This window comes from Streptomyces sp. NPDC032721 (assembly GCF_055579625.1).
Window position 1 is genome coordinate 1,044,496 of record NZ_JBVIMX010000001.1, and the last position, 26,955, is coordinate 1,071,450.

Below are 26,955 nucleotides of genomic sequence, written 5' to 3' on the forward strand. Positions count from 1 at the left end.
GCCGGTTCGAGGCTCGCCACACACTCCACGTGATGCGTCATCGGAAAGGTGTCGCCCAGGGGCTGACCACCGTGAAGGTGGCGCTCCGTTTGACGGCGGTGCTGCTGGAGGTGCTCACCGGGTCGGTGGAGCCGAGGCTGTCGGGGCGGACCACGGCGTACCGGTCGGGGTAGTTGGCCGACCGCAGCGACCTGGTGGTGTTGGTGGGCAGGGTGACACCGCCGGGAACTGTCTCCTTCAGCACGGTGGCGTGGCGGATGGAGCCGGACAGCCCGGGCACTTCGGTGGGCGCCGTCCAAGTGGCGAAGTTGTCGTAACTGTCGCTGTACCAGTACTTCCCGGCGCGGTAGCCGTCGTAGTAGATGCGCCAGCCGCCGTTGTCGAGCGGGACCAGGGCCGGGCCCTCGACCCAGTCGCCGAACCCGGCCCAGTCGCCCGTCCTACGCAGGGTGTAGGGGCCGGTGAGGGTGGAGGCGGCGAAGTGGGTGGCGGTGCTCGCCACTGTCAGGGACACGATGACGTTGACGCTGCCGTCGGTGTCGATGAACCACTCAGGCGCCCAGGTACGGGTCAGCCCGCTGATCGGGATCGTGTGGCCGTACAGGAACGTCCAGTTCACCCGGTCCGCGCTCCGGGCGAAACCGATGGTGTTCCCCGTCCAGTCGGTGGTGTAGGTGAGGTAGTAGTAGCCGTTGGTGTGCCTAAAGATGCTGGGGTCCCGGATCAGCCCGGCCGGCGGGGTGTCGGCGGAGGCGGTGCCCGCAAGGACGGCGACGCCCGGCAGGACCAGCAGCAGCGGGCCCAGCAGGGCGAGCAGCTTTCTTACGGCTCTGTTCAACTCTTCCTCCGGACTCGGCCAGTCCGCCGGGTTGATCACCGTGACGAGGGATGCGATTGTTCGAAATAGCGAACAGCGTGCGGAGCTTCGAGCAGAAGATAAGTTCGGGCCGCAGTTCCGTCAATATTCCTGACGAGTAGCGTTCGATGCATTTCACGCCGCACGGATATCGAAGCATCCGCTCTGTCACACACGTTGACTTCCGTACGGGAACCCCTTTAAGTTCGGCGCCGATCGTGTCCGGTAATTCGACCTACGTTCGAAATATCGGCCATCTGCGGTGCGAGAGCGGTCCCGTCTCCGGAAGGAACCCACCCCCCATGCCCGAACCGCGCGCTTTCCGAGCGCGAGAATTTCCCCAACTTCTGTGTCTGAACACCGGACTTCGGCGCCCTGGAGGCCCAAGCGGTGTTTCTCGCGGGAAAGCCGCCCGTCCGCGCGACGACTTCCCTGAGGGGCGGTTCTCAGACATCACCGGACAACAGCTCGGCCGATTTGCCGCGGTCGGCGATGTCACTCCAACACGCCCGACGAGGGCTTCGTCGGTCGGCGGTGCGGCGGTGCGGCGGTCGTGCAGATGACCGCCGACGGTGTCGCGCTGATCCAGTACCACCGCGTCGGCAGTTCCCACCGGCGACGGACCTTCCATCGCGTCGCCGGTCAGACGCCCTGAGGGGCGGAGGCGGAAGTCTCGCCAGGTGTCAACGACCAGGCAAGCACGTACTTTCATCGAAAGGTGCAAGATGTCTTCCTTCGTCAGCAGACGGCGACTTCTGCAGATGGCCGGGGCCACGGTCGCGGCCTCTGCCGCGGGGTCCTTCATCGGCGGTACGTCCGCGCAGGCGGCCGTTCCTCCCGCAAGGGGCGGCACAGGGGTGGTGGCGCGGCCCTTCGCGCTCGGCCGGGTCCGGCTCACCGCGAGCCGGTGGCTGGACAACCAGAACCGTACGGGGAACTATCTGCGGTTCGTCGATGTCGACCGGCTGCTGTACAACTTCCGGGCCAACCACCGGCTGTCCACCAACGGCGCCGCAGCCACCGGCGGTTGGGACGCGCCGACCTTCCCCTTCCGCACCCACGTCCAGGGGCACTTCCTCACGGCGTGGGCGCAGTTGTACGCCGTGACGGGGGACACCGCCTGCCGGGACAAGGCCACGTACATGGTCGCGGAGTTGGCCAAGTGCCAGGCCAACAACAGCGCCGCCGGTTTCCACCCCGGGTACCTCTCCGGCTACCCCGAGTCCGACTTCACCGCTCTCGAACAGCGCACCCTGAACAACGGCAATGTGCCGTACTACACCCTCCACAAGACCCTCGCCGGCCTGCTGGACGTATGGCGCCTCATCGGCAGTACACAGGCTCGGGACGTGCTGCTCGCCCTGGCCGGATGGGTCGACTGGCGCACCGGCAGGCTGAGCGGCCAGCAGATGCAGGCCATGCTGGGGACCGAGTTCGGCGGGATGAACGCCGTGCTGACCGATCTCCACCTGCAGACCGGCGATACGCGGTGGCTCACCGTCGCCCAGCGGTTCGACCACGCCGCGGTGTTCGACCCGCTCGCCGCCAAGCAGGACAAGCTCGGCGGACTGCACGCCAACACGCAGGTTCCCAAGTGGATCGGGGCCGCCCGCGAGTACCAGGCCACCGGTACGGCTCGCTACCGCGACATCGCCGTCAACGCCTGGAACTTCACCGTCGACGCGCACTCGTACGCCATCGGCGGCAACAGCCAGGCGGAGCACTTCCGCGCCCCGGGCGCCATCGCCGGCTACCTGAACAACGACACGTGCGAGAGCTGCAACACCTTCAACATGCTGCTCCTCACCCGGGAACTGTTCACGCTGGACCCCGACCGGGCCGCACTGTTCGACTACTACGAGCGGGCGTGGCTCAACCAGATGACCGGCCAGCAGAACCCGGCCGACGCCCACGGCCACGTCACCTACTTCACCCCCCTCAACCCGGGCGGCCGGCGCGGTGTGGGCCCGGCGTGGGGCGGCGGCACCTGGAGCACCGACTACGACAGCTTCTGGTGCTGCCAGGGCACCGGCCTGGAGATGCACACCAGGCTGATGGACTCCCTCTACTTCCACCGTGACAACACGCTGATCGTGAACCTGTTCGTGCCGTCGGTACTGAACTGGACCGAGCGCGGCATCACCGTCACCCAGACCACGGCATACCCCGCGAGCGACACCACCACCTTGCGGGTCACCGGCAACGTCAGCGGCACCTGGGCCATGCGCATCCGCATCCCGAGCTGGACCAGCGGCGCCACCATCAGCGTCAACGGCGTCAGGCAGCCCGTCGCCACCGACCCCGGCAGCTACGCCACCCTGAGCCGCGCCTGGGCCTCCGGCGACACGGTCACCGTCCGCCTGCCCATGCGGATCGTCATGCGCGCGGCCAACGACAACAGGAACGTCTCCGCGATCACGTACGGCCCTGTCGTCCTGTCCGGCAACTACGGTGACACCCCGCTCAGTTCCCTGCCGTCGCTGAACACGGCCTCGATCACGCGGACCAGCAGCAGTTCGCTCGCCTTCACCGCCACCGCCAACGGCTCCACCGTCAACCTGGGCCCGTTCCACGACGCCCACGGCCACAACTACACCGTCTACTGGAATGCCGTCGGCAGCGTCCGGCTCGCCAACGTGGGCAGCGGTCTCCTCCTTGGCGTCGAGAACATGTCCACGGCCGACGGCGGCCGCGCCCTGCAGTGGTACGACAACGGCACCGCCGACCACGACTGGCACATGATCACCGACGGCACCGCGGTCCGCTTCCGCAACGAACACAGCGGCAAGGTACTCGGCATCCAGGGCAGGTCCACGGCGGACGGCGCCCCGGTTCTGCAATGGGCGGACAACGGCACCGCCGACCACCGGTGGACGCTGCTCGACCAGGGAGACGGCACCTACAAGATCCGCAACGAGCACAGCGGCAAGCTGCTGGCGATCGCGGGCAACGCCACCGCCGTCGGCGCGTTCGCGGTCCAGGACGCGGACGACGGCTCGGCCGACAACCGCTGGCGCATCGTGCGGAACTGAGGTCCGCCGCGGACAGAGGTCCTGCTCGCTCACCCTCCCTCCGCACGCTCGACGCTTCGACCACCGTCCGACATCACGAACACTCGCCCGCCCAAGGAAAGAAAAGGACATACGAGGTCCCCATGCGCAGACCACGTTTCCACCGCGGACATCTGTCCGTGGCGCTCGCGGCCCTGGTCGCGGCCGCGGCGACGCTCGTCGCCCAGCCGACTCAGGCGCAGGCGGCCACCACCACCGCCGTGCGCGGTGCCGGTTCCGACCGGTGCCTCGACGTACCGGGTGCCGCCCGGACCGACGGCACCAAGCTGCAGATCTGGGACTGCCACGGCGGGACCAACCAGCAGTGGACACTGACGGACAGCAGCCTGCTGACCGTGTACGGCGACAAGTGCCTGGACGTCCCGGGCCACGCGACCACGGCCGGAACCCGGGTGCAGATCCACACCTGCAACGGCGGCCCGAACCAGCAGTGGCGGGCGAACGCCGACGGCACGATCGTCGGCGTGCAGTCCGGACTGTGCCTGGACGTCAGCGGCGGCGCCACGGCCAACGGCACGGCGGTGCAGCTCTGGAACTGCACCGGCGGAAACAACCAGAAGTGGGCCGGCCTGTCCGGGACACCGAACACGTGTGACCTTCCGTCGACGTACCGGTGGACCTCGACCGGCCCGCTGGCCGAACCGGCGCACGGGGCCGCCTCGTTGAAGGACTTCACCGCCGTGAAGTACAACGGCCAGAACCTCGTCTACGCGACCACCGCGAGCGCATCCGGGTGGCGCGCGACGGGGTTCCGTCCCTTCACCAACTGGTCGGACATGGCGACGGCCCCGCAGACCCCGGTGAGCGGGGCTCCCATCGCGCCCCACCTGTTCTATCTGGCGAACAAGAACATCTGGGTCATGGTCGCGAACGGGTGGGACACCGGCTGGGCCTTCACCTACCGCACCTCCACCGACCCGGCCAACCCCGCCGGCTGGTCCGCGCCGCAGGCCCTGTTCACGGGCAGCCTCCCCGTAGGCGGCCCGATCGACCCGACCCTGATCGCCGACGATCAGAACATGTACCTGTTCTTCGCCAACGACGAGGGCGGCATCTTCAGGGCGACCATGCCGCTCGGGAACTTCCCGAGCAGCTTCGGCTCGTCCTACACGACGGTCATGAGCGACACGAAGGAGCGGCTGTTCGAGGCCCCAGAGGTCTACAAGGTCCAGGGAAAGAACCAGTACCTCATGATCGTTGAAGCGATGGGCTCGAACGGACGCTACTTCCGCTCCTTCACCGCCACCAGCCTGAACGGTACGTGGGCCGAGCAGGCCGGCACCGAGTCCCGCCCCTTCGCGGGCAAGGCCAACAGCGGCGCCACCTGGACCAACGACATCAGCCACGGCGACCTGGTCCGCGCCAACCCCGACCAGACCAAGACCATCGACCCCTGCAACCTGCAGTTCCTCTACCAGGGCAGGTCCCCCTCGTCGGACGGCATGGACTACCTGCTGCTCCCCTACCGACCGGCCCTGCTCACCCTGCGGCGCTGACCGCACACACCTGATCACCAGCCCGTGACCTCGGCCCTTGGAGGAGGCAGAGCAGCTTCCGCTCTGCCTCCCGGGAAGGACATCCCATGGCTCCCTTACACAGACGACTACTGCGTCTGCTCGCAGCCACCGCACTGACGCTCACCGCCACCGCCACCGCCTCCGGGGGCACGGCCGCCGAGGCCGCACCCGGCAGCCCGGCGCTCACCCCGCCGCTGGGGTGGAACAGCTGGAACAGCTTCGGGTGCTCGATCACCGAGGCGCAGGTCCGCCAGGCCGCCGACACGATGGTGTCCTCCGGCATGCGGGCCGCCGGGTACCAGTACGTGGTGGTCGACGACTGCTGGTTCGACCCGCAGCGTGACGCGGCCGGGAACCTGCGGGCCAACCCCACGAAGTTCCCCAGCGGCATGAAGGCGCTCGGTGACTACATCCACGGCAAGGGCCTGAAGTTCGGCATCTACCAGGCCCCCAACGAGAAGACGTGCGCCCAGGGCGTCGGCACCTACCCCGGCTCCACGGGCAGCAAGGGCCACGAGCGGCAGGACGCCGCCACGTTCGCCTCCTGGGGCGTGGACTACCTCAAGTACGACTGGTGCTCCGGCAGCGGCACCCTTGGCGAACAGATCGCACAGTTCAGCCTCATGCGTGACGCCCTGCGCGCCACCGGCCGCCCGATCGTCTACAGCATCAACCCCAACAGCTTCCACTCCCCCACTGGCGACAAGTACGACTGGGGCGAGGTCGCCGACCTGTGGCGGACGACCGAGGACCTGCTCGACATCTGGCAGAACAACAACACCAACAGCTACCCGATGGGCGTCGGCAACGTCCTGGACGTCACCGCCCCGCTCGCCGCGCAGTCGGGACCGGGCCACTGGAACGACCCCGACATGCTGGTCGTCGGCCGCCCCGGTCTGACGCTGACCGAGTCCCGCTCCCACTTCGCCCTGTGGGCACTCATGAGTGCCCCGCTCATGGCCGGCAACGACATCCGCACCATGTCCGCCGACGTGAGCGCCATCCTGCGCAACCCGCGCCTGCTCGCGGTCAACCAGGACTCGCTGGGCGCGGGCGGACGCCGGGTCCGCGACGACGGCGCCATCGAGGTGTTCGCGAAGCCCCTGTCCGACGGCTCCGTCGCGGTCGGCCTGTTCAACCGGGGCGGCTCCACCGCGACCGTCACCACCACGGCCGCACAAGTCGGCCTGTCCGGCGGCTCGTTCACCCTCACCGATCTGTGGACCGGCGGCACGTCGACCACCTCCGGGCAGATTTCTGCCAGTGTCCCCGCGCACGGAGTCGCCGTCTTCAAGGTGACCGGCGGTGGCCCTCTGGCCTCCACCACCGCGCGCCTGCGCGGCACCGGATCCGGCCGCTGCCTCGACGTGGACCGTGCCGCCACCGCTGCCGGAGCCAAGGCACTGATCTGGGACTGCCACACGGCCGCCAACCAGCTGTGGACGACCTGGGCCGGCGGCGAGATCCGCGTCTACGGCGACAAGTGCCTGGACGCCGCGGACCAGGGCACCACCAACGGAACGCCGGTCGTCATCTGGCCCTGCAACGGCCAGAACAACCAGAAGTGGACCGTCGGCTCCGACGGGTCGATCCGCAACGTCCACGCCGGGCTGTGCCTCGACGTAAACGGCGCCTCGACCGCCAACGGGACACCGGTCATCCTGTGGACCTGCAACGGCCGGAACAACCAGAAGTGGACCACGCTCCCGTAACAGGCAGACGTCCGCGAACGGCGGACCGTGGAGGGAGTGGGCCGGCATACGGACTTCCGCAAGGCGCCGAAGACGTACGACAAGCCGCCCTTCGGCGGCACCCCGCCCCTGGACTTCGCGGAGCCGGCGGCACCGTCACCGCAGACCCTGGCCGACAGCCTTGAAAGGTAGGACACCGTCATGTCCCGGAAGCCCAGAAAGAGAAGCGTCACGGATGTACTGGCAGCCCAGCTGACGGCGATCTCGTCGCTGATCGTGGCGCTCGTACTGACCGGCGCCTCGGCCACCACCGCGTCGGCCGCATCACTGACCGAGGTGACCGGCTTCGGCAGCAACCCCGGAAACCTGCGGATGTACGTCTACAAGCCCGACAGCGCTCCGGCCCGCCCGGCGGTGGTGGTGGCCGTGCACTACTGCACCGGCACGGGTCCCACCTTCTACTCCCACACGGAATTCGCCCGCCTGGCCGACCAGCACGGATTCATCGTCGTCTACCCGGACGCGAACGTCAGCGGGCAGTGCTTCGACGTCTCCTCGCCCCAGGCCCTCAAGCATGACGGGGGCAGTGACCCCACGAGCATCGCCCAGATGGTCCGGTACACCGTGCGGAACATGAACGCCGACGCCGGCCGGGTCTACGTCACCGGCGCCTCGTCCGGCGCGATGACGACCAATGTCATGCTCGGCGCCTACCCCGACCTGTTCAAGGCCGGTGCGGCGTTCTCGGGCGTACCGTTCGGCTGCTTCGCCACCACCGACGGCTCCGGCTGGAACAGCGAATGCGCCACCGGAAAGATCAGCAAGACCCCGCAGGAGTGGGGCGACCTCGTCCGGAACGCCTACCCGGGCTACACCGGAGCCCGGCCGCGGATGCAGCTGTGGCACGGCACCGAGGACGACGCGCTGTACTACGCGAACTTCGGTGAATCGATCAAGCAATGGACCCATGTGCTCGGGTTGAGCCAGACCCCGGTCTTCACCGACTCCCCGCAGTCCAACTGGACCCGCACCCGCTACGGCTCCGCCGACACGCAGGCACCAGTCGAGGCGAACAGCTTCCAGGGTGTCGGGCACTCCCTGCCCGAAAGCGGCATGGCGGCCCGGGCCATCGCCTTCTTCGGACTCGACGGCTCCGGCCAGGCCACCACGGGTCCGGTCCTTGCCACGGGTTCGGGCAAGTGCCTTGACGTGCCCGGCTCTTCGGGGGCCAACGGAGTCCAGACGCAGATCTGGGACTGCAACGGCGGCGCCAACCAGACCTGGACCGGGACATCAACGAGGCAGCTCACCGTCTACGGCGGCACGAAGTGCCTCGACGCGACCGGCACCACGGCCGGCGCCAAGGTCTCGCTGTGGGACTGCAACGGCGGCACCCACCAGCAGTGGAACGTCAACTCCAACGGCACCCTCACCAACGTCCGGTCAGGCCTGTGCCTGGATGTGACCGGTGGCTCCACCGCCCGTGGCACCCTGGTCCAGCTGTGGGACTGCAACGGCGGCAGCAACCAGCGGTGGCGCCTCGGCTGATACGACCGCCCGCCCGGGGCCGGGTGGAGCCTCCCTGCTGGTCCCCTCAAGGTTGGAGATGTCATGCAACTGTCACGTCGTGGTGTTCTGGTCCTGGGCGCCTTGGGCGCGGCTGCCGCCGGAGGTGTTACCGCGGGCTCGGCCCGGGCCGCCGAGGCCGGGGCGGCCGACGCAGCGGACGCTTCCGCGCGCACCGAGCGCCTGTATCTGTCCGGAGAGGACGCCGACCACCCGGTCGACTGGGAATTCCTGTGCACCAGCGGGCGCCGCAGCGGCAGTTGGGGCAGCATCCCGGTGCCGTCCAACTGGGAGTTCCACGGATACGGCACGTACAACTACGGGTGGAATCTGCGCCCGGAGGAGAAGGGCCGCTACCGGCACACCTTCACGCCGCCCGCCAACTGGGATGACAGACGCGTCTTCCTCGTCTTCGAAGGGGCGATGACCGACACCGAGGCGTGGATCAACGGAAAGCCGGCCGGCCCCGCCCACCGCGGCGGCTTCTACCGGTTCCGGCACGAAGTGACCGGAAAACTGCGCCCGGGCCAGGACAACCTCCTGGAGGTGACCGTCAGCAAGGAGTCCTCCGACGACTCCGTCAACCGGGCCGAACGCCTCGGGGACTACTGGAACTTCGGCGGCATCTACCGCCCCGTCCACCTGGAGGCGTTCCCGCTCCAGCACATCGAGCGCATCGCCGTCGACGCCCGCGCCGACGGCACGCTGCGGATCGACGCCCATCTGTCGGGTCCCGGCTCGGCCGACCGTCTCACCGCCCGGGTCACCGACCTCTCCGGGCGCCCGGTCGGCGCCCCGTTCACCGCGGCCGTCGCTCCCGGCGACACGACGGTGACCCTCGGGACCGCCGTCGAATCGCCCCGCCGGTGGACGGCGGAAACCCCGCATCTCTACCGCGTCGAGGTCGCGCTCCGCACGGGCGACGAGCGCATCGTCCACCGCGTCGACGAGAGATTCGGCTTCCGCACCGTCGAGGTCCGCCCCGGCGACGGCGTGTACGTCAACGGCGTCAAGATCCTCCTCAAGGGAGCCAACCGGCACACCATCTGGCCCACCTCCGGCCGGGCGACCAGCGCGCGCATCAGCCGCAAGGACATCCTCCTGATGCAGGAGATGAACATGAACGCGGTCCGGATGTCCCACTACCCGCCGGACACGCACTTCCTCGACCTCGCCGACGAACTCGGGATGTACGTCCTCGACGAACTGGCCGGCTGGCAGAAGTCCTACGACGAGGAGGCGGGCAGACCCCTCGTCGCCTCCATGGTCACCCGTGACGTCAACCACCCTTCGATCCTGTTCTGGTGCAACGGCAACGAAGGCGGCTGGAACACCGCCCTCGACGGCGACTACGCCCGCCACGACCCCCAGCGGCGCACCGTTCTCCACCCTTGGGCGAACTTCGGCGGCATCGACACCGACCATTACGAGACGTACGAGAGCACGCGCCGCATCCTCCAGGAGCGGCGCGACGTCTTCATGCCCACCGAGTTCCTCCACGGCCTCTACGACGGCGGCGCCGGCGCGGGGCTCGACGACTACTGGAAGCTGATGGGCCGTGAAAAGCTCTCCGCCGGAGGTTTCCTGTGGGCACTGCTCGACGAGGGCATCGTGCGCGACGACCTCGGCGGCGCCATCGACGTGGCGGGCAATGCCGCACCCGACGGCATCCTCGGCCCCTTCCGCGAGAAGGAGGCCAGCTTCTACACGATCAAGGACATCTGGTCTCCCGTACAACTCACCGAGCCGCAGCGGTTCGCCTCCGGCCTGCCGCAGGACTTCGACGGGCGGATCGGCCTTACCAACCACTACGCCTTCACCAACGCCCGTACCTGCCGCTTCACTTGGCAGCTGTTGGACTTCCACACCCCGGCGCAGCGACGGGACGGCCATACGGTCCGCGCCCAAGGCACCGCTGCCGCCCCGGACATCGGACCCGGCGCGCGAGGAGTGCTGCGGCTGCCCCTGCCGTACGGCTGGCGACGCGCCGACGCCCTCGCGCTCACCATCAAGGACGCCGACGGGCGCGAGATCCGCCGCTGGACCTGGACCATCACCTCGGCCGCCGACCAGGCCCGACGACTGGTACGGACGGGCCCCGGACCAGCCGTACGCGGATCCCTCGCGGACGGCACGCTCACCCTCGCCTCCCGCGACACCACGGTCAGGATCGACGCCACGACGGGCATGCTGGCCGGCGTCACCCACCGGGGGAAGGACTTCGCGCTGTCCCGCGGCCCGCTGCCCACCACCGGAACGGCCGACCTGGTCCGTCTGACGCACGGGCGTGACGGCAACGGCTACACGGTGCGGGCCGAGTACTCCGGCGTCCTGCGCCACGTCCGGTGGCGCCTGCACCCCAGCGGGTGGCTTCAGTTGGACTACCGCTATCACCTCACCGGCGAGCACGACTTCTTCGGCGTCGGCTTCGACCACCCCGAATCGCAGGTGAGCGGCGTGACATGGCTCGGCCACGGACCGCACAGGGTGTGGAAGAACCGGCTGCTCGGTACCGCGCCGGACGTCTGGACGAAGCAGTACAACGACACCGCGACCGGTGCCGACGGCTGGGAGTACCCGGAGTTCAAGGGCTACCACGCGGACGTCCGCTGGGCATCCGTGCACAGCGCCGCCGGACGCATCACGGTCGTCTCCGAGAACGAGGGCCTCTACCTGCGTCTCTTCACACCGCGCTTCGGACCCGACCCCCGCCACACCGCGCCGCCCTTCCCGAAGGGAGACCTCTCCTTCCTCGACGCCATACCGGCGATCGGCACCAAGTTCGACCCGCCGGCCGACCTCGGCCCCAGCGGCGCCCCCACCACGGCGAAGGGCGACTACGGCCGCACCCTGTACTTCTCGTTCTCCCAGTAGCCCCTACGGCCACAGCGGGCCGCCCTCCTGGCCGTGTTGTCGCCCCGGCCAGGAGTGCGGCCCGCTGTCACGGGTGGTGTACGGGGGTCAGGACGGGTCGCCGTACTGGAGGCCGCGGCCGTTGGTGCCCACGTAGACGCGGCCGTAGGTGTCGGGGTCGCCGGTGATGACGCCCTGGCTTCCGATGGCGCCCCACTGGTGGGCCTTGTCGTTGACGCGGGTCCAGGTGGCGCCCTTGTCGGTGGAGCGGAAGACTCCGGTGACGCCCTTGACCGTGCCGATGAGGTACAGCGACTGGTACGAGGCGCGCGGCGCCGCCTTGCCGAAGCCGACCGCCGAGGCGGACGTCACCGAGGTGAGCCCGGTGAACCTGCGGCCGCCGTCCGTGGAGTGGAACAGCCCCTTGCCGCCGCCCGCGATCCACAGATCGCCGGCTCGGCCCGGTACGGCCTTGAGGCGGCCGTCGGCGGGCAGGCCACTCGCGCGGGCGGTGAAGGTCGCGCCGCCGTCGGTGCTCGCGTAGAGGGTGCCGCCGGTCAGGGAGTAGAAGGTGCGGGCGGAGGAGCGGTCGGCGACGACCTCTGCCCCCGTGCCGAGCCCCTTCACCTTCGACCAGGTCGCCCCCTTGTCCGTCGAGCGGTGGGGGGACTGCCCGGTCTGGGTCCACACCAGTGTGGAGCCGTCCGCCGCGAGGGCGATACGGCCGCTGTGGGCGCCGGCCACCGGTTCGGAGGCGAAGCCCCGCCAGGTGGCGCCGCCGTCGGTGGAGTAGGCGCCGTCCTGCTTTCCGCCCGTACCGACCCGGGCCATCACCGACGGCTTCGACGCGGCGTAGTCGATGTCGGTGCTGTTGCTCATCAGCGGGTTCTTCATCCGCCCGGACGGCACCCGCGTCAGGTCCGTGTGGCGGAATCCGCCCTGGTCACCCATGGCGGTCAGGACGGCGGCGCCGCCGGGCGGAGCGATGGCGTCGAGGATCGCCGTCTCCTCAAGTCCCCTGGCCCCTGCGGTCCAGTGGCTCTTGGCCGCGTCGGCGTCCTTGCTCCGCCAGATCCCGTTGCCGGTGCCGTACAGCACGTGCCCGGAGTCGAACGGGTCGATCGCGAGGGCCGTCATCCAGTGACCGGTGTGGGTGCCGACGTACGGCGCTCCGGAGGCGTTCCGTACGGACTTGTCCGCGAGGGTCTTCCAGGTCGAACCGCCGTCCGTGGTGCGGTAGATCTCGTCCTCGGGGTACCAGCGGCCCAGCGTCGTGACCATCACCGTGGACGGCCTGCGCGGGTCGACCGCGAGCCCCGAGAAGCCGTACGAGCCCCGCGACGGGGACACGTCCTTCCAACCCCCGCCGCTCGGCGTGTACTTGCGGACCGAGCCGCCGGTGACGCCGTTGGGCCCGAGGTTGTCGGTGTACGTCACATACAGCGTGCCGTCGGCCGTGACGACACCGTGCTGCGGCAGTTGGCCGGTCGGCTGCCCGGCCACCGGCTGCCACGTGGCACCGCCGTCGGCCGACCGGTACAGGGACGTGGACCTGTCGGCGACCCCGACGTACACGGTGTTGCTGCCCTTGGGCCCGTACGTCACGAACGAGATGCCCCCGCCGCTGCCCGCCCCGTCCTTGACCGGGAAGGACTCGACCCGATGCCAGGTCGCACCGTGGTCGGTGGACCGCCACAGCCCGTTCTTGCGGGAGCCGAGAAGCAGGTTCGAGTGATTCGACGGGTCGACGACGAGGCGTTCGCCGGCGCCGCGGCCGTCCTCGTTGCCGCCGATCTTGAAGGGCAGCTCGGTGCGCTGGAAGGTGCGGCCGCGGTCGGTGGAGCGGAGGATCGCGCCGTTGCCCGCCCAGTCGTTGGTGTACGTGCCCGCGCCGAGGTAAAGCCGGTCGGGGTCGACGGGGTCGGTGGCGAGGGAGTCGATACCGAGCAGGTTCCAGTCCTTCTCGCCGAGCCAGTCGGTCAGCGGGATCCACTTCTCGGCGCGGGCGTCCCAGCGGTACGCGCCGCCCATGTCGGTGCGGGCGTACAGCAGACCCCGCTCGCTCTGGTTGAAGACGAGGCCCGGGACGTAACCGCCGCCGACGGTCTGCGCGTTCTTCCACTTGTACGGTGTTGCCGCGGAAGTGGGGGCCTTGGCGGCCTCGGAGTCGTCCTGCGTGAGGAGCAGGTACGGCACGGCCGCGGCGGGCACCGCGAGCAGCAGGGCGAAGGCGCCCCGGCGGCGACGGTGCTGACCGCGCCGCCGGGAGACCGCGGGGGTGGGGGGAGGGGTGTTCATGGGGGTTGTGCTCCTTGCGAATAGCTGTCTGCGAAAAAGCTGTCTGCGGAATGGCTGCCTGCGGAACGGCTCAGCGCTGCAGGGTCAGCACGCCCGGCCGGTACGGCAGCGCGTCGTAGGGGGCGTCCGACTTCGGGTCCTTGCCCTGGTAAAGCAGCTGGAGGTTGCACGGGTCGACGGTCATGGTCTGGTCCGGGTTGGCGCGGATCAGGTCACCGTGGCTGATGTCGTCGGTCCAGGTCGCACCGCTGTTGGCCTTGCCCGCGAAGGGGTTGGACTCGGTGGCGGCCTGCGGGGTCCACGTACCCGTCAGGCTGGTCGCGGTGAAGGAGCGGAAGTACCGCTTCTCGCCGGCGCCCCGCGCCTCGACGATCATCAGGTACTGGTTCTGGCCCTGGACCTTGTAGACCTGCGGTGCCTCGAAGAGGTTCTTGACCGTGTCGCTCATGACCGTCGTGTACGACGAGCCGAAGTTGCCGGGGAAGTTCCCGATCGGCATGGACGCCCGGTAGATCTTGCCGTTGTCGCCGGCGAAGAAGAGGTGCATGTGCGTGTCGTCGCCGATCAGCGTCTGGTCGATCGGACCGGTCCCGGGGGCGGGCAGCTTGCCGGTGAACAGGGGCTGCGGCGCGGACCAGCCGTTGGGGTTCGTCGGGTCGGCCGAGGTCCGGTAGCTGAAGGGCGAGGCCCCCCACTGGTAGGTCAGCACCCAGATCTTCTTCGGCGCGAAGTAGAAGAGGGTGGGCGCGACCGCGTTCTGGTTCATCTTCGTCTGCGGGGCCCTCCCCATCCCGGACCAGTCACCGAACGGAGCGAACGCCATCGAGCCGTACGAATTGCCCGTCGACATCGACCCGTAGACGAGGTGCTTGCCGTTGTACGTGACGTGGGTGAAGTCCTTCAGCGAGGCCCAGCCGTTCGCGGGCTGCGCGAGGGCGCCGGTCGAGCTCCACTTGTACGTGGACGGCAGGGCGCACGTGCCACCGGCCGACACGGAGGGGGCGGTCCACTTCTGGTTGTCGACGCCGGCGCAGGTGTGCAGCTGGATCCTGGTGCCGTTGGCGGTGCCCGCGCCGATCGCGTCCAGGCACTTGCCTGAGCGGACGCCGGAGATCGAACCGTTGGCGTTGACGTTCCACTGCTGGTTCGTGCCGCCGTTGCAGTCCCAGATGACCGCCTCGGTGCCGTTCGCCGTGCCCTTCGCCTTACCGTCCAGGCACTTGTTGCCGAACACCTTCAACTGCTTGGCGGCGGTGCGCGTCCAGCTCTGGCGGGGCTGCCCGTCGCAGTCCTTCAGCTGTACTTGGGTGCCGTTGGCCGTCGAGGAGCCGGGGACGTCGAGGCAGCGGCCGGAGGCCACGCCCTTGATCTGTCCGGTGCGGTCGCCCGGGCCGGCCGGGGTCGTGCCCGGGCCGGCCGGGGTGGTGCCCGGACCGGCCGGGGTCGCGCCCGACCCTGCGCCGAACGCCTTCTTGACGGCCTCGTACGCGGGCTTCGGCCTGCCGGCCGCGTCGAAGAGCAGCGGTTTCTCGTCCGCGCGCCACGAGTCGCTGTCGCGGACGCCCCACACCGTGATGCCGGTGCAGCGCTTCACACCGAGACAGGCGTTGACCGCGCTCGCGTAGTGCGTGGGAGACGCCTGGGCGATGTCCAGCTCGGTGATCTGCACGTCGACGCCGAGGGCGGCGAAGCTGTCGAGGGTCTGCTTGAAGCTGGCCGGCGGGCCGCCCGCCCCGAAGTGGCTCTGGAAGCCGACGCAGTCGATGGGGACGCCGCGCGCCGTGAAGTCCTTGACCAGGCGGTACACGCCCTGGGTCTTGGCGGCGGACCAGTCCTCGATGTTGTAGTCGTTGTAGCAGAGCTTCGCGGCCGGGTCGGCCGCGCGGGCGGTACGGAACGCCTCCTCGATGAAGCCGCTGCCGAGCACCTTCTTGAACACCGACTCGCGCAGCGCACCGCTGCCGCCGTCCTGGAAGGCCTCGTTGACGACGTCCCAGGCGTAGATCTTGCCCTTGTAGCGGCCCATCGTGGTCTTGATGTGGTGGTTCGTGACGCTGCGCAGCGTGTTCGGGTCGCTGATCGCTTCCACCCAAGCCGGCAGCTGCGAGTGCCACACCGTGGTGTGGCCGCGCAGCCGCTGGCCGCGCTCCACGGCCCGGTCGACGATCTTGTCGGCGGCCGCGAACCGGAAGGTGCCGCGGGACGGCTCGACCGCGTCCCACTTCATCTCGTTCTCCGGGGTGATCATGTTGAACTCCCGGTCGGCGATCGACGTGTACGCCGAGTCGCCCAGCCGCCCCGCGGCTATCGCCGTGCCGAAGTACCGGCCCGACGAGGACGCCTCGGCCTCCAGGCCCACGGCCCCGGCGGAGCTGGGGAGCAGCGTCGCGACACCGGCCACCAGCGCCGAGGCTGTCAGGCCGATCATCAGCGTCCTGCGGGGCCGACGGAGCCGGTGCAGGCCCTTGCGGGGTTCTGCGGTGTGTCTGGTCATGGGGAGTGGCCTTCTTCAGGGGACAGATCAGCGGGGGACGCCCGTGAAGGGGCACCCCTGAAGAGGAGGCTGGGGAAGGCGGGCCGGCGTAACGAAAAATGTGCGCGCCCGCGCGGTGACGAATCTCGCGGCAGAAAACCGTAATGCGGGGCCGGGTTGCGAAGTCAGCGGATCTCTGCCGTCACGTCAGCGGCGCGCGGACGACGAAAGAGGCCTGGCCGGTGAAGGTGCGCCTGCCGTTGGAGCCGTCGAGGCGGATCGATCCGTCGCGGGGGCGCAGCACGGAGCCCGGGTAGTTGTGCGCGTGCAGGGTCACCGATCCGTCGACCGTCCCGGAGCGCGGGCAGAAGGTGGCGTCCTCCCGGAACAGCCGGCTGCCGTCGTCGGGGCTCAGTCGCAGCCGCAGGTAGTGGTGGCGCAGATACCGGCCGTCGGCCGTCCGGAAGGTGACGCACCGGCTGTCCGCGAGCCCTTTGCGGACGGTGAAGGTGGCCGCGACGCTGCTGAGCGTCGCGAAGTCGCCGTCGTACGTGAGGAACTGGCCGGGCCGGTCCACGGATTCGAGGGACCGCGCGCCCAGCGGAACCACGGCCGGACCCGACGGCGACGGCGTGGCCGACGCGGCGGGGGTGGCCGGCCGGGCCGGGGAGGCCGCACCGGCCGTCGGCGCGGCGACGGCGCGGGGCACCCGGTGCTCCGGTTCGGGCCAGGCGACGTACGTGGCGGTCCCGGTGACGAGCACCGCACCGGTGGCGAGGGCCGCGACCGGATGGGCGGTCAGCGCGGAGAACTTGCCCAGCACAGCGCCACCCCCTGCTGTCGCGCCCGTGGCGCTCGCGGTCACCGCCGTCGTCACCGTCGTACCCGACAGCAGGCCCTTGGCGATCAGCGCCCCGACGAGTGCCGCCGGCACGGCCAGCGGCGTGAGGCCGGCCAGCAGCAACTCGGCCGGAACCCGCTCGACGGCCGTTGCCGTACATATCGCGCAGTCACGCGTGTGCCGGGCGATCCGCTTGCGCCACACGGAGGTTCGCGCACCGTCCCACCCGGAAACGGTCGCATCCAGCCCCGGACAGCGCGGTTCGGCCGCCAGCGCGGCGACGAGAGTGCGGCACAGTTCCAGCTGCTCGCGCATGCGCTGCAGGCGGACCCCGGTGTGGGAGACGCCGGCCCCTGTCGCGTCGGCGATGTCCTGACGGCTGAGCAGCCCGGCGCACTCCTGCCACCACAGCGAAAGGAGCACCCGGTGTTCCGCGTCGAGCCAACGGCCGGCTTCGACCGCCTGGCCGCGCTCGTCCGACATGCGCAGCCGCAGGATCGTCGTCTCCTCCAGCGGGGCGGCGGCGTCCGGCACCAGAAGCGCCTCGTCGACGACCGTGGTCCGGCCGGCGAGTGTGCGCTGCCGCTGCCAGTACGTGTTGATCTGCCGCAGCGTGATCGACACCAGCCACGACCGGAAGCTCTCCGGGGCCCGCAGCGCGGGCAGGTCGCGTACCGCACGCAGCAGCGTCTCCTGGACGACGTCGTCCACGTCGGCATGCCCGTTCAGCGACCGTCCGACGATGTTGTACAACAACGGCAGATACGCGGAGAAGAGCTCTTCGCGCGCCCGCCGGTCCCCCCGCTGCGCCGCTTCGACCAGCCTCACGTGATCCGCGTCCATGAGCCCCGGTCCCCTCTCGTCGGGCGGGTGATCCGCCGAGTACGGCGCCACACCCTAGCCGAGCGGACCACGCCGTCGCCCCTGGGGGCGGGGATCACCCGACGCGCGGGCCGGGCCGCCCTTCCCGGCCGGCTCCGGCCGGCTCGCCGCCCGTACGGCGTCTCTGATCAGGTCGGCGACCCGGGCCGGCTCGGACAGGACGACGGCGTGGGAGGCGTCCGGGAGCTCGACGACGACGGCTCCGGCCCGTGCGGCGCCGAAGCGCTGGACCTCGGGGCTGAGCATGCGGTCCGCCCCGGCCACCAGCGCCCAGGACGGTTTCGTCCGCCATGCCGCCGCGGCCGCGCAATCGGTGAACGCGGCTGTGGCGAGCGGGCGTTGGGCCGCCGCCAGGACGCCGGCGACATCCTCGGGCAGGTCCGCGGCGAAGAGGGAGGGATAGGCGGCCTCCTCGATGGTGACCTCGACCGCGAAGTCGCCGTCGAGGAGCGGGTACGTCCACTCCTTCAGGTTGCCCGTCGGCGGGGACCCGGGGAAGCGCCCGTGGAGCTGGCCGAGGCTCTCGCCCTCGTGGGGCACGTAGGCGGCCACGTAGACGAGCCCCACGACGTTCTCCGCGGCGCCGGCCACGGTGATCAGCGCACCGCCGTACGAGTGGCCGACCAGTACGGCCGGACCCTCGACCTGCGCCAGGACGGAGACGAGGTAGGCGGCATCCGACGTCAGCCCCCGGAGCGGGTTCGACGGAGCGAGCACCGGGATACCGCTGCGCCGCAGTTCCGAGATGACGCCAATCCAGCCTGTCGCATCGGCGAAGGCACCGTGCACGAGGACGACGGTGGGGTGGGTCATGCGAGTTCTCCCCGCCTTCGCTCGTCCTGGGCGGCGTCGTCGGTCATCGGGGCGAAGGCCGAGGCCGCCAGCGTCTGCCATTCGCTGGGGCTCATGCCGTAGGCCCCGCGGAACGTGCGGCTGAAGTGCGAGGGGCTGCTGAAGCCCCAGCGGTGTGCCACCGCGGACATGGTGATCCTCCGGGTGGGGCGGCCCAGCTCGAACCGGCAGGATTCGAGCCTGCGCTGCCGCACCCACTGGCTCACCGTGCTGCCGTCGTTCTGGAAGAGCTTCTGCAGATACCGGACGGAGATGTGGTGGGCTCGTGCGATCGACTCCGGTGAGAGGTCCGGGTCCCTCAGATGTTCCTCGATGTGGGCGTGGATACGGGACAGCATCTCGTTGCCGGCCCCGGACGCGTCGTCGGCCGCGTCCGTCGTGTCCGTCGCGAGGAGCTCCATGACCAGGACGGAGAGGAGGTGCACGGCTGTCCGGGCACGCCGGTCCCCGATGGTGGACCGGCGGAACTCCGCCTTGGCGGCGAGCGCGGTCAGGAAGTCGGACGCCAGCGCCCCGAGCCCCTCCCCGCCACGTACGGGTACGCCGAGCACCCGGTCCAGTTCCGGTTCCGTGACGCCCAGATAGCAGCGGGGCACCCGGAAGAAGATCATCTCGCAGTCTTCGCCGAACCTCAGCTGGTCCTGCCGTGCCGGGTCGCAGAAGACCAGGTCGTTCGGCTCCAGCAGGGTCGTGGCGCGCTCGTGGACGACGGTGACGGGCCCACGGACATGGACGCCGAGGTAGACGTGGTTCCGGTCGTTCGTGTCCGGCATCCCGGAAAGCATCTGGACCAGCCACCCCGGGCGGGAGGGATGCGGGGTCGGATCGGACGCCTGCCGGGGCGCGCGTTCGGGCGCACGTGACATCAAGGTGAGAGTCATGGGGATTCCTAACCGTAGGTGCGTGCGGGCGGAGGGCGGATTCACGCCCTGTTCGCCGGCTCCTCGGCCAGGAACTTCTCCACCACGGCGTTGAAGGCCGACGGGTTCTCCAGGAAGGGGAAGTGCGAGCTCGCCACCTCGGAGGCGAAGACGTGCAGGCGTGCGCCGGGTATCCGCTCGGCGACGAAGCGCTGCGAATCGGGGTGCACATGGCTTCCCTCACAGCCGATCACCAGGGTCGGCACATCGATCCGGGGAAGTACGTCGCGCCAGTCCTGCGCGCAGTGGTCGAAGAGCAGCGGTACGCCCGCGTAGGCGGGTGTCGACGTGATCTCCCCGGCGACGAAGGCGAGCATCTCGGGGTCGGGGTCGCCGGAGAACATGCCGCGCACGAAGTCGGCGAGGACCGTGTCGCCCTCCGGCCCCGCGAGTGCCGCGCCCAGGTACAACAGCCCCGACACATCGAAGATGGCGCCGGATTCGCGCTGTTCCCGCTCGGTCATCCACGGCACGGCGGCGACCGCCGCGGGCTGGTCCACGGCGACGAAGCGCCGGATCCGTCCGGTCCCGTACCGGTCGATGAAGCTCCACCACACCGACACGCCCATGGACCAGCCCAGTGCGTCGAAACGGGCCAGCCCGAGATGGTCGACGAGTTCGAGCACGTCGTGGGAGAGCCGGGCGATGCGGTAGCCGTGACGCGGTTTGCCGGACTTCCCGTGGCCGCGGAGGTCGACGGTGACGACGCGGCGACCGGGCGCCAGCCCTTCGATCTGGTGGCGGAACATCGCCTGTGTCTGCCCCCAGCCGTGCAGCATCACCAACGGGACGCCCTCGCCGCCGGTGTCCTGGTACGCGAGACGTGCGCCGTCCGTCGTGATCAGTTCCTTCATGACCTCTCCCCTGGTCGGAGGCGGTACATCGATCCCGCCGTCCCGGACATCATCGAATGGGGCCCGCGGCCCGCACCACCGCGAGCTGTAGGAATCGGGCCGTGGATCCTCCTCGCTTTGTCGAAGCGAGTCGGCGCTCAGGCAGCCCCGTCGCCGCCCGGGGCGAGCAGTTCGCCGATCCTGAGGCCGAGGTGCAGAGTGAGCCGGTGGGCGCCGTCGTCGAGGTCGAGCCCGGTGATCTCCTGGATCTGGCGCAGGCGGTAGTAGAGCGAGGTGCGGTGGATGCCCAGCGTGTCCGCGGTCCTGGGAATCGATCCCCCGTGTTCGAGGAAGCGGCGCAGGGTGTCCCGCAGACGGTCGCCGCCATGGGCCTCGCTCAGGGTCCGGAGCGGCTTGGGGACCAGGTACGCGTTCAGGGCGTGCTCGGGAAGCTGGAGCAGCACGGCGAGTTCCCCGAGCAGCTCCCAGTCACCGATGCCCTTCAGGGAGGGCAGTCGGCGTGCCGCGCGGGCCGCCACGAGCGCCTGCTCGTACGACGTCCGCGCGTCGTCCAGGCCGACGTGCCGGCCGCCGACGCCGATCACGGGGTTCGCGGAGAGGTCCAGGAAGGTGCGGAGTTCGTCGAGGATGCGAGCGGACTGGACGGCGACCTCGTCCGGGCCCGGCGGCCGGTCGCGTAGCTGGAGCAGCATCGCCCGCTCCTTGTCGACAGCGATGAGGCCCTGGGCGGAGCGCGTCTGCCGGAGCCCCTCCAGCGCCGCCCACAGGGCGGCCCCGGACTGCCGTACGAGCTCCGTGGCGCAGCTCAGCTGGACGACGGTGACCAGGACGTGCTCCGCCGCCCCGAGCAGTCCGAGTTCCTTGCCGCGCCGGCGCGCGGTACCGCGTGCGGCGGCGTCGGCGCCGACGAGCGCGAGGGCCAGGTCCTGCTCGTCGGTCGTCCGGGTGTCGGCCGCGAGGCGCTCCGCGTACATCTGGGAGGCCATGGCGTCCGCGGCCCGGGCGATGGCAGCGGTCTCCTCCTCCCCCAGCGTCTTCTCGGGCACGACCACCATGAGCAGCCCGAGGAGATGCCCGCGCTCGCGCAGCGGCACGACGTAACGGGAAAGCAGTCCGAGATCGTCACGGCCGTCGATGAATCCGGGCCTGGACCACTGGGTGACGCCCTGGGCGAGGACGTAGCGGATGGCCGCGTTGTCGGCGCGGCCCTGCAACAGGGTGCCGATGCGCACCGGGTCCTCGTCCCCGAAGTGGCGGCTCGTGCAGACCATGCGGACCAGCGGGTCGTCGACGGCGACGGACCGTCCGAGCCCCTCCGCGAGCTCGTCGACGAGTGCCTGGAGCTCGGGGCTGCCGGGGCGGGCTCGCTGGAGCCTTACGGTCATGCGCGGTTCCTCTCTCGATCAACTGTTCCCCGCGGATCTCTGCATTCCGCGGTTCTTGATCAGTCTGAGGAAACGACGACGTCGGCACATCGCATGAATCGTCCATTGCCGCGACACCCGCATGCGATACGAAGCAACTACTCTCCGATGTCACGGTGCTTGACCAGCCGGGTCAGCTCGGGGCGCGAGGTGACGTCCAGCTTGGTGAAGGCCCGGCGCAGCTGCGAACTCACCGTGTGCGGTGAGCGGGAGAGGCAGTCGGCCACCTGCTGGTTGGTCAGCCCCCGGGCGACGAGCCGTACCACCCGTAGCTCCGCGGCCGTCAACTCGGGCCACGCGTCGGAGAGTCCGGCCGCAGAGGGCCGGCGGCGGACGCCTGCGGCCCGCAGGCGCCGGCGGACGCGTGCGACGTCCCGCTCGGCACCGGACCGCGTGTAGAGCGCGAGGGCCGCCTCGAGGTACGGCACCGCCTCGGACCTGCGGGTGGCCGCGAGTTTGCGTCCGGCGTCCTCCAGCGCCGACGCCCGGGCCAGCACCCGCGGGCAGCCCTCGTACAGCCGGACGGCACGTACGAGATGGCCGAGGTCGTTGTCGAGGAGCCCCCGGGCGTGCGCGGCGGTGGCGGCGAAGAACGTGAGGCCTGGATTGAGCACGGCTCGCTTCTCGGCCAGGGCGACCGCCTGCGCGGCCCGTTCGTGCCTGCCCGCGCGCAACGCCATGCGGACGAGCACCGGGGCGTCGGCGGGGTCGATCAGGCCGGCGTAGGCGGGCCTGTCCGCGGCGGGCGACATCATCACCTGGTCGAGTTCGGCCATGGCGCGGTCGGGCCGGCCTTCGAAGTCGGCCAGCAGGGCCAGCATCCAGGAACCGAAGTGCCGGACGACGGGTGCGCCGTCGCTGCGCATGCGCCTGGCCTCCGCCGCGTACGCTTCCGCGGTCCGCCGGTCGTCGGTGTGGAGGGCGACGCGCAGCATCGCGTACCGGAGCGTGACGTCGGCGAGGTTGCCCGGGCCAAGATCGCCGGTCACCGGGGACGCGGCTTCGGCGTCGGCCCGCGCGTCCGACAGCCGTCCGGTTTCCAGCAGGACGCGGGTGCGGGTCATGAGCCACATGCGGGTGGCGGCCGTGCGGCCCTGCTCCCTGGTGATCCGGATGCCCTCGTCCGCGGTGGCGAGTGCCTCCGCGGTGCGTCCGGTGGTGTTCGACAGGAGTACGTGCCACAGGGCCTCCGGCACCCACAGCGAGGTACTGACGCCCAGGGCGTCGGCCAGCGCGGCGGACCGCTCGGCCTGCCGGAACGCCTCGGTCAGGTCCATGCGGTGGAAGCCGACGGCCGAGCGGACCGTCGTCAGCGTGGCTTCGGCGGTGCGGTCCCCGGCTTCCGCCGCGGTCTCCCACGCCTCCGCGGCGACCTGCTCGGCCGCGGCGTGCTCGCCCGACATCGACAGGCCGACGGCGAGCATGGCGAGCAGCCGCCCCCTCACGGTGGCGGACGTCCCGGGCAGTTCCGCCCCGGCGCGGGCCTGGCGGACCGCCTCGGAGAAGTCGAACTGTACGGCGAGGCGTGCCAGGGCAAGGCGTACGAGGGCCTCGTCCTCGGGTGCGAGACCACCGGCCGCCAGGGCGGCGGCCCCCAGCTCACGCGCTGGGGCGGCACGGCCCGTCTGCCAGAGCAGCGAAATCGTCTCGGCGACGACCCGGGGCCGCTCCGGAGCGTCCGCGGAGGTGAGCTCCAGCGCCTTGAGGCTGCGCTCCGCTGCAAGTGCGGGGGCGGTGGACGCGAGTTCCGCGGCTTCGGTGCGCAGCCGGTCGGCCTCGGCGGCGTCCCGGCCCGTTGTTCCCGCCGCGTGCCCGGGCCGCTCGACGAAGGAGGCCACGCTCCCCGGGGGCGGCTCGGCGGTGTGAAGCGGCAGGGGGAGACCGCCTCCCACCGCCTCGCGGACCAGCTCGTGGCGGAAGGCGAGGCGATCGCCGCTCTCGGCGAGCAGATCGGCGTCGAGGGATTCCTGCACTGTCGTGATGAGCGCCGCCGGGGGCCTGCCGAGCAGTCCGGCGAGTTGTCCGACGGTGACCGGACCGCCCACGCCGGCCGCCGTCCGCACCAGTTCCCGGGCTTCGTCCGACAGCTGGCCGAGGCGGCGCACAACGGAGGGAAGCACCCGTGGGGCCGGAGGCCTGGCGGACAGTCCGGCCTTGCCGTTCTCGATCGTCACCGCTCCGTCCTCCCGCAGTGAGCCGAGCAGTTCGACCAGCAGCTGTGGCACCCCCTCGGCGCGCCGGGCGACGCTCAGGACGTCCGGGTCGGGCGCGGCACCCAGGACGTCCTCGGTGAGCTGTGCGGTCGCCCGGTCCCCCAGCGGTCCCAGTACCAGCTCGTGTGCGCCCGCCTGCCGGATCCTGTCCAGAGTCGTACGCACTCCCGGCGGCACACTGCCGCCGCGTACGGCGGCCAGCCACAGGATGGCGTGCGACGAGAGTCCGGCCGCGAGGGTGTGAAAGGTGAGGAGGGTCAGGTCGTCGCACCACTGGAGGTCGTCGAGGACGACGAGCAGGGGGCCGTTGCGCACGGTCTCCCGCAGGCGGTCGCCCAGTTCCTGGAGCAGCCAGAACCGCTGGCCGGGTGTGGTGGCGAGGTCCCGGAGACGGACGACGCCCGACAGCGGCCCCTTGCCGGCGAGCACTCCGTCGAGGAACGGGCCGAGCGGCACGACGTGCTCCTCGGGGTCCGCCGCCCCCTCGAAGACCCTCGTCCCGCGCCGCCGTGCGGCCGCCGATGCCTCCGCGAGGATCCTGGACCTGCCGATGCCGGCGGGGCCCCCGACGCGGACGATCCCGCCTTCGCCCCGGTCGAGCGCGTCGAGCCGCGCCTCGATGAAGGCCAGTTCGGCGTCCCTGCCGCGCAGGGGCGCCGGTATGCCGTCGAGCTCCTCGGGCACGGTCCTGGTCGTCACTCGGTTCACGCTCATACGGCGCAACAGTACGAACCACGTGCATCGCCCCTCCACCGCCCGGCCCACGGCCCGTCTCAGTCGAAGCGCAGGTCGGCGAGTTGCCGTTCGAGGACCGTGACGTCGTCCTCGGTCTCTTCACCGGCCTCTTCACCGACCGGGCGCGCCGCCATGAGCGCGGCGAGTTCGGCGCCCGCCCGGCGGACGCGGCCGGGCAGGCCGTCGGTGTGCCCGTCTCCCCCCGAGCCCCAGTCCTCGGAGGCCGCGTACACGGCGGTGGGGACGACGACGGCGCGGAGATGGGCGAAGAGCGGCCGTAGGGCGTGCTCCAGGACCAGCGAGTGGCGGGCGGTGCCGCCGGTCGCCGCGATCAGGACCGGCTTCCCGGTGAGGGCGTCCGGGTCGATCACGTCGAAGAAGGACTTGAAGAGACCGCTGTAGGAAGCCGCGAACACGGGAGTCACGACGATCAGGCCGTCGGCGGCCGTCACCGCGTCGATCGCGGCGCTCGATCCCGGCGGCGGAAAGCCGGTCACGAGGTGGTTGGCGATGTCGCCGGCGAGTGCGCGCAGTTCCACGGTCTCGGCCGACGCCGTGTGCCCCCGGGCGGCGAGTTCGTCGCGGGCCGACTCGGCCAGCCGGTCGGCGAGCAGACGGGTGGAGGAGGGAGTGCTCAGCCCTGCGGAGACGACGCTCAGCTTCATGCGGCGGACACCTCCGGGACGGCACGGAGGGACGCGTGCGTGGGGGCTGCCGGCACGTCGGCCGGACGCCCCTTGGCGAATTCCCTCCGCAGCACGGGCACGACCTCTTCGCCGAGGAGGTCGAGCTGTTCGAGGACGGTCTTCAGGGGCAGGCCTGCGTGGTCCATCAGGAAGAGCTGGCGCTGGTAATCGCCGACGGTCTCCCGGAAGGACAGAGTCCGCTCGATGACCTGCTGGGGAGAGCCCACCGTCAGCGGGGTCTGCTCGGTGAAGTCCTCCAGCGACGGGCCGTGGCCGTACACCGGCGCGTTGTCGAAGTAGGGACGGAACTCCCGTACGGCGTCCTGGGAGTTCTTCCGCATGAAGACCTGTCCGCCCAGGCCGACGATCGCGTCCTCCGGGCGGCCGTGGCCGTGGTGCGCGAACCGGCGCCGGTAGAGCTGCACCATCCGCCTGGTGTGGTCCGCCGGCCAGAAGATGTTGTTGTGGAAGAAGCCGTCGCCGTAGAAGGCGGCCTGCTCCGCGATCTCGGGGGACCTGATCGATCCGTGCCAGACGAAGGGCGCGACGCCGTCCAGGGGCCGCGGTGTCGAGGTGAAGGCCTGGAGCGGCGTACGGAACGTGCCCTCCCAGTCCACGACGTCCTCGCGCCACAGCCGGCGCAGCAGGGCGTAGTTCTCCTTGGCGAGGTGGATGCCCTGGCGGATGTCCTGCCCGAACCACGGGTAGACGGGGCCGGTGTTGCCGCGCCCCAGCATGAGGTCGACCCGGCCGTCGGCCAGGTGCTGGAGCGTCGCGTAGTCCTCGGCGATCTTCACCGGGTCGTTGGTGGTGATCAGCGTCGTGGACGTGGACAGGATCAGTTTCTCGGTGCGGGCCGCGATGTGGCCGAGCAGGGTGGTCGGCGACGAGGGGACGAACGGCGGGTTGTGGTGCTCGCCGGTCGCGAAGACGTCCAGACCGACCTCCTCGGCCTTGAGCGCGAGGGCGACCATCGCCTTGATGCGCTCGTGTTCGGTCGGAGTGCGGCCGTTGACGGGGTCGGGGGTCACGTCCCCGACGGTGAAGATGCCGAACTGCATGGGGTGTCTGCTCTCCTGAGGTCGTCCGGTTCCCGCGCCGGGAACCGGGGCCGGGGTGGGGGCGGGGATTCGGGGCCCACCTGCAGGGGCAAGGGGGGGAGGTCATTCTTCAAGGAGGAGAGGGGGGGGGTGGTTGCCCCCCTCGTTTGGGTCCCCCGCCAA

At 70.5% G+C, this 26,955-nt stretch carries 16 protein-coding genes and 1 pseudogene; 6 read left to right on the forward strand and 11 right to left on the reverse strand.

Translation table 11 applies throughout. From position 1 onward, the window contains the following. Positions 1-64: 64 nt before the first annotated feature. Positions 65-748, reverse strand: a pseudogene (locus tag ACZ5PB_RS04395) (glycoside hydrolase family protein); the annotation flags it as partial. 833 nt (positions 749-1,581) lie between these two features. Between ACZ5PB_RS04395 and ACZ5PB_RS04400 the strand changes: the two are divergent. The 6 genes from ACZ5PB_RS04400 (at position 1,582) to ACZ5PB_RS04425 (ending at position 11,575) form a co-directional block, all read left to right on the forward strand. Next, on the forward strand, positions 1,582-3,888 hold the full coding sequence (locus tag ACZ5PB_RS04400; RefSeq protein WP_468687659.1) for a beta-L-arabinofuranosidase domain-containing protein: 2,307 nt from the start codon (positions 1,582-1,584) through the stop codon (positions 3,886-3,888). A gap of 122 nt (positions 3,889-4,010) precedes the next feature. Next, positions 4,011-5,423, forward strand: a complete 1,413-nt coding sequence (locus ACZ5PB_RS04405; RefSeq protein WP_468687660.1) for a non-reducing end alpha-L-arabinofuranosidase family hydrolase — start codon at positions 4,011-4,013, stop codon at positions 5,421-5,423. Between the two features lie 86 nt (positions 5,424-5,509). Next, positions 5,510-7,156 (forward strand): glycoside hydrolase family 27 protein, encoded by a 1,647-nt coding sequence (locus tag ACZ5PB_RS04410; RefSeq protein ID WP_468687661.1) that lies wholly within the window; start codon positions 5,510-5,512, stop codon positions 7,154-7,156. Positions 7,157-7,192: 36 nt separating this feature from the next. Continuing rightward, the gene (locus tag ACZ5PB_RS04415) at positions 7,193-7,327 is read left to right on the forward strand and encodes a hypothetical protein (protein WP_468687662.1); all 135 of its coding nucleotides are present in this window, start codon (positions 7,193-7,195) and stop codon (positions 7,325-7,327) included. A 9-nt stretch (positions 7,328-7,336) separates the two neighbouring features. Continuing rightward, positions 7,337-8,683: an extracellular catalytic domain type 1 short-chain-length polyhydroxyalkanoate depolymerase gene (locus tag ACZ5PB_RS04420; RefSeq protein WP_468687664.1), complete on the forward strand. Its 1,347-nt coding sequence runs from the start codon at positions 7,337-7,339 to the stop codon at positions 8,681-8,683. A gap of 63 nt (positions 8,684-8,746) precedes the next feature. Beyond that, the gene (locus ACZ5PB_RS04425) at positions 8,747-11,575 is read left to right on the forward strand and encodes a glycoside hydrolase family 2 TIM barrel-domain containing protein (protein WP_468687666.1); all 2,829 of its coding nucleotides are present in this window, start codon (positions 8,747-8,749) and stop codon (positions 11,573-11,575) included. 87 nt (positions 11,576-11,662) lie between these two features. Here ACZ5PB_RS04425 and ACZ5PB_RS04430 read toward each other — a convergent pair whose 3' ends face one another. The 10 genes from ACZ5PB_RS04430 to ACZ5PB_RS04475 all read right to left on the reverse strand — a co-directional run bounded on the left by ACZ5PB_RS04430 (position 11,663) and on the right by ACZ5PB_RS04475 (position 26,793). Continuing rightward, positions 11,663-13,852, reverse strand: a complete 2,190-nt coding sequence (locus tag ACZ5PB_RS04430) for a WD40/YVTN/BNR-like repeat-containing protein (protein WP_468687667.1) — start codon at positions 13,850-13,852, stop codon at positions 11,663-11,665. Between the two features lie 70 nt (positions 13,853-13,922). Then, positions 13,923-16,346, reverse strand: a complete 2,424-nt coding sequence (locus ACZ5PB_RS04435; RefSeq protein ID WP_468687668.1) for a non-reducing end alpha-L-arabinofuranosidase family hydrolase — start codon at positions 16,344-16,346, stop codon at positions 13,923-13,925. A gap of 181 nt (positions 16,347-16,527) precedes the next feature. Further along, entirely contained in the window at positions 16,528-18,009 is a 1,482-nt protein-coding gene (locus ACZ5PB_RS04440) for a sigma-70 family RNA polymerase sigma factor (protein WP_468687670.1), read from the reverse strand. A gap of 54 nt (positions 18,010-18,063) precedes the next feature. After that, on the reverse strand, positions 18,064-18,861 hold the full coding sequence (locus tag ACZ5PB_RS04445) for an alpha/beta fold hydrolase (protein WP_468687672.1): 798 nt from the start codon (positions 18,859-18,861) through the stop codon (positions 18,064-18,066). Further along, on the reverse strand, positions 18,858-19,673 hold the full coding sequence (locus tag ACZ5PB_RS04450) for a helix-turn-helix domain-containing protein (protein WP_468687673.1): 816 nt from the start codon (positions 19,671-19,673) through the stop codon (positions 18,858-18,860). Before ACZ5PB_RS04450 ends, ACZ5PB_RS04445 begins: the two co-directional genes overlap by 4 nt. Positions 19,674-19,822: 149 nt before the next feature. Beyond that, on the reverse strand, positions 19,823-20,674 hold the full coding sequence (locus tag ACZ5PB_RS04455; protein ID WP_468687675.1) for an alpha/beta fold hydrolase: 852 nt from the start codon (positions 20,672-20,674) through the stop codon (positions 19,823-19,825). A gap of 137 nt (positions 20,675-20,811) precedes the next feature. After that, on the reverse strand, positions 20,812-22,059 hold the full coding sequence (locus ACZ5PB_RS04460) for a PucR family transcriptional regulator (protein ID WP_468687677.1): 1,248 nt from the start codon (positions 22,057-22,059) through the stop codon (positions 20,812-20,814). A gap of 137 nt (positions 22,060-22,196) precedes the next feature. Then, the gene (locus ACZ5PB_RS04465) at positions 22,197-25,025 is read right to left on the reverse strand and encodes a helix-turn-helix transcriptional regulator (protein WP_468687679.1); all 2,829 of its coding nucleotides are present in this window, start codon (positions 25,023-25,025) and stop codon (positions 22,197-22,199) included. Between the two features lie 59 nt (positions 25,026-25,084). After that, positions 25,085-25,711 (reverse strand): FMN reductase, encoded by a 627-nt coding sequence (locus tag ACZ5PB_RS04470; protein WP_468687681.1) that lies wholly within the window; start codon positions 25,709-25,711, stop codon positions 25,085-25,087. Beyond that, positions 25,708-26,793, reverse strand: a complete 1,086-nt coding sequence (locus ACZ5PB_RS04475) for an LLM class flavin-dependent oxidoreductase (RefSeq protein WP_468687683.1) — start codon at positions 26,791-26,793, stop codon at positions 25,708-25,710. The genes ACZ5PB_RS04470 and ACZ5PB_RS04475 overlap by 4 nt, the downstream gene beginning before the upstream one ends. Positions 26,794-26,955 lie beyond the last annotated feature (162 nt).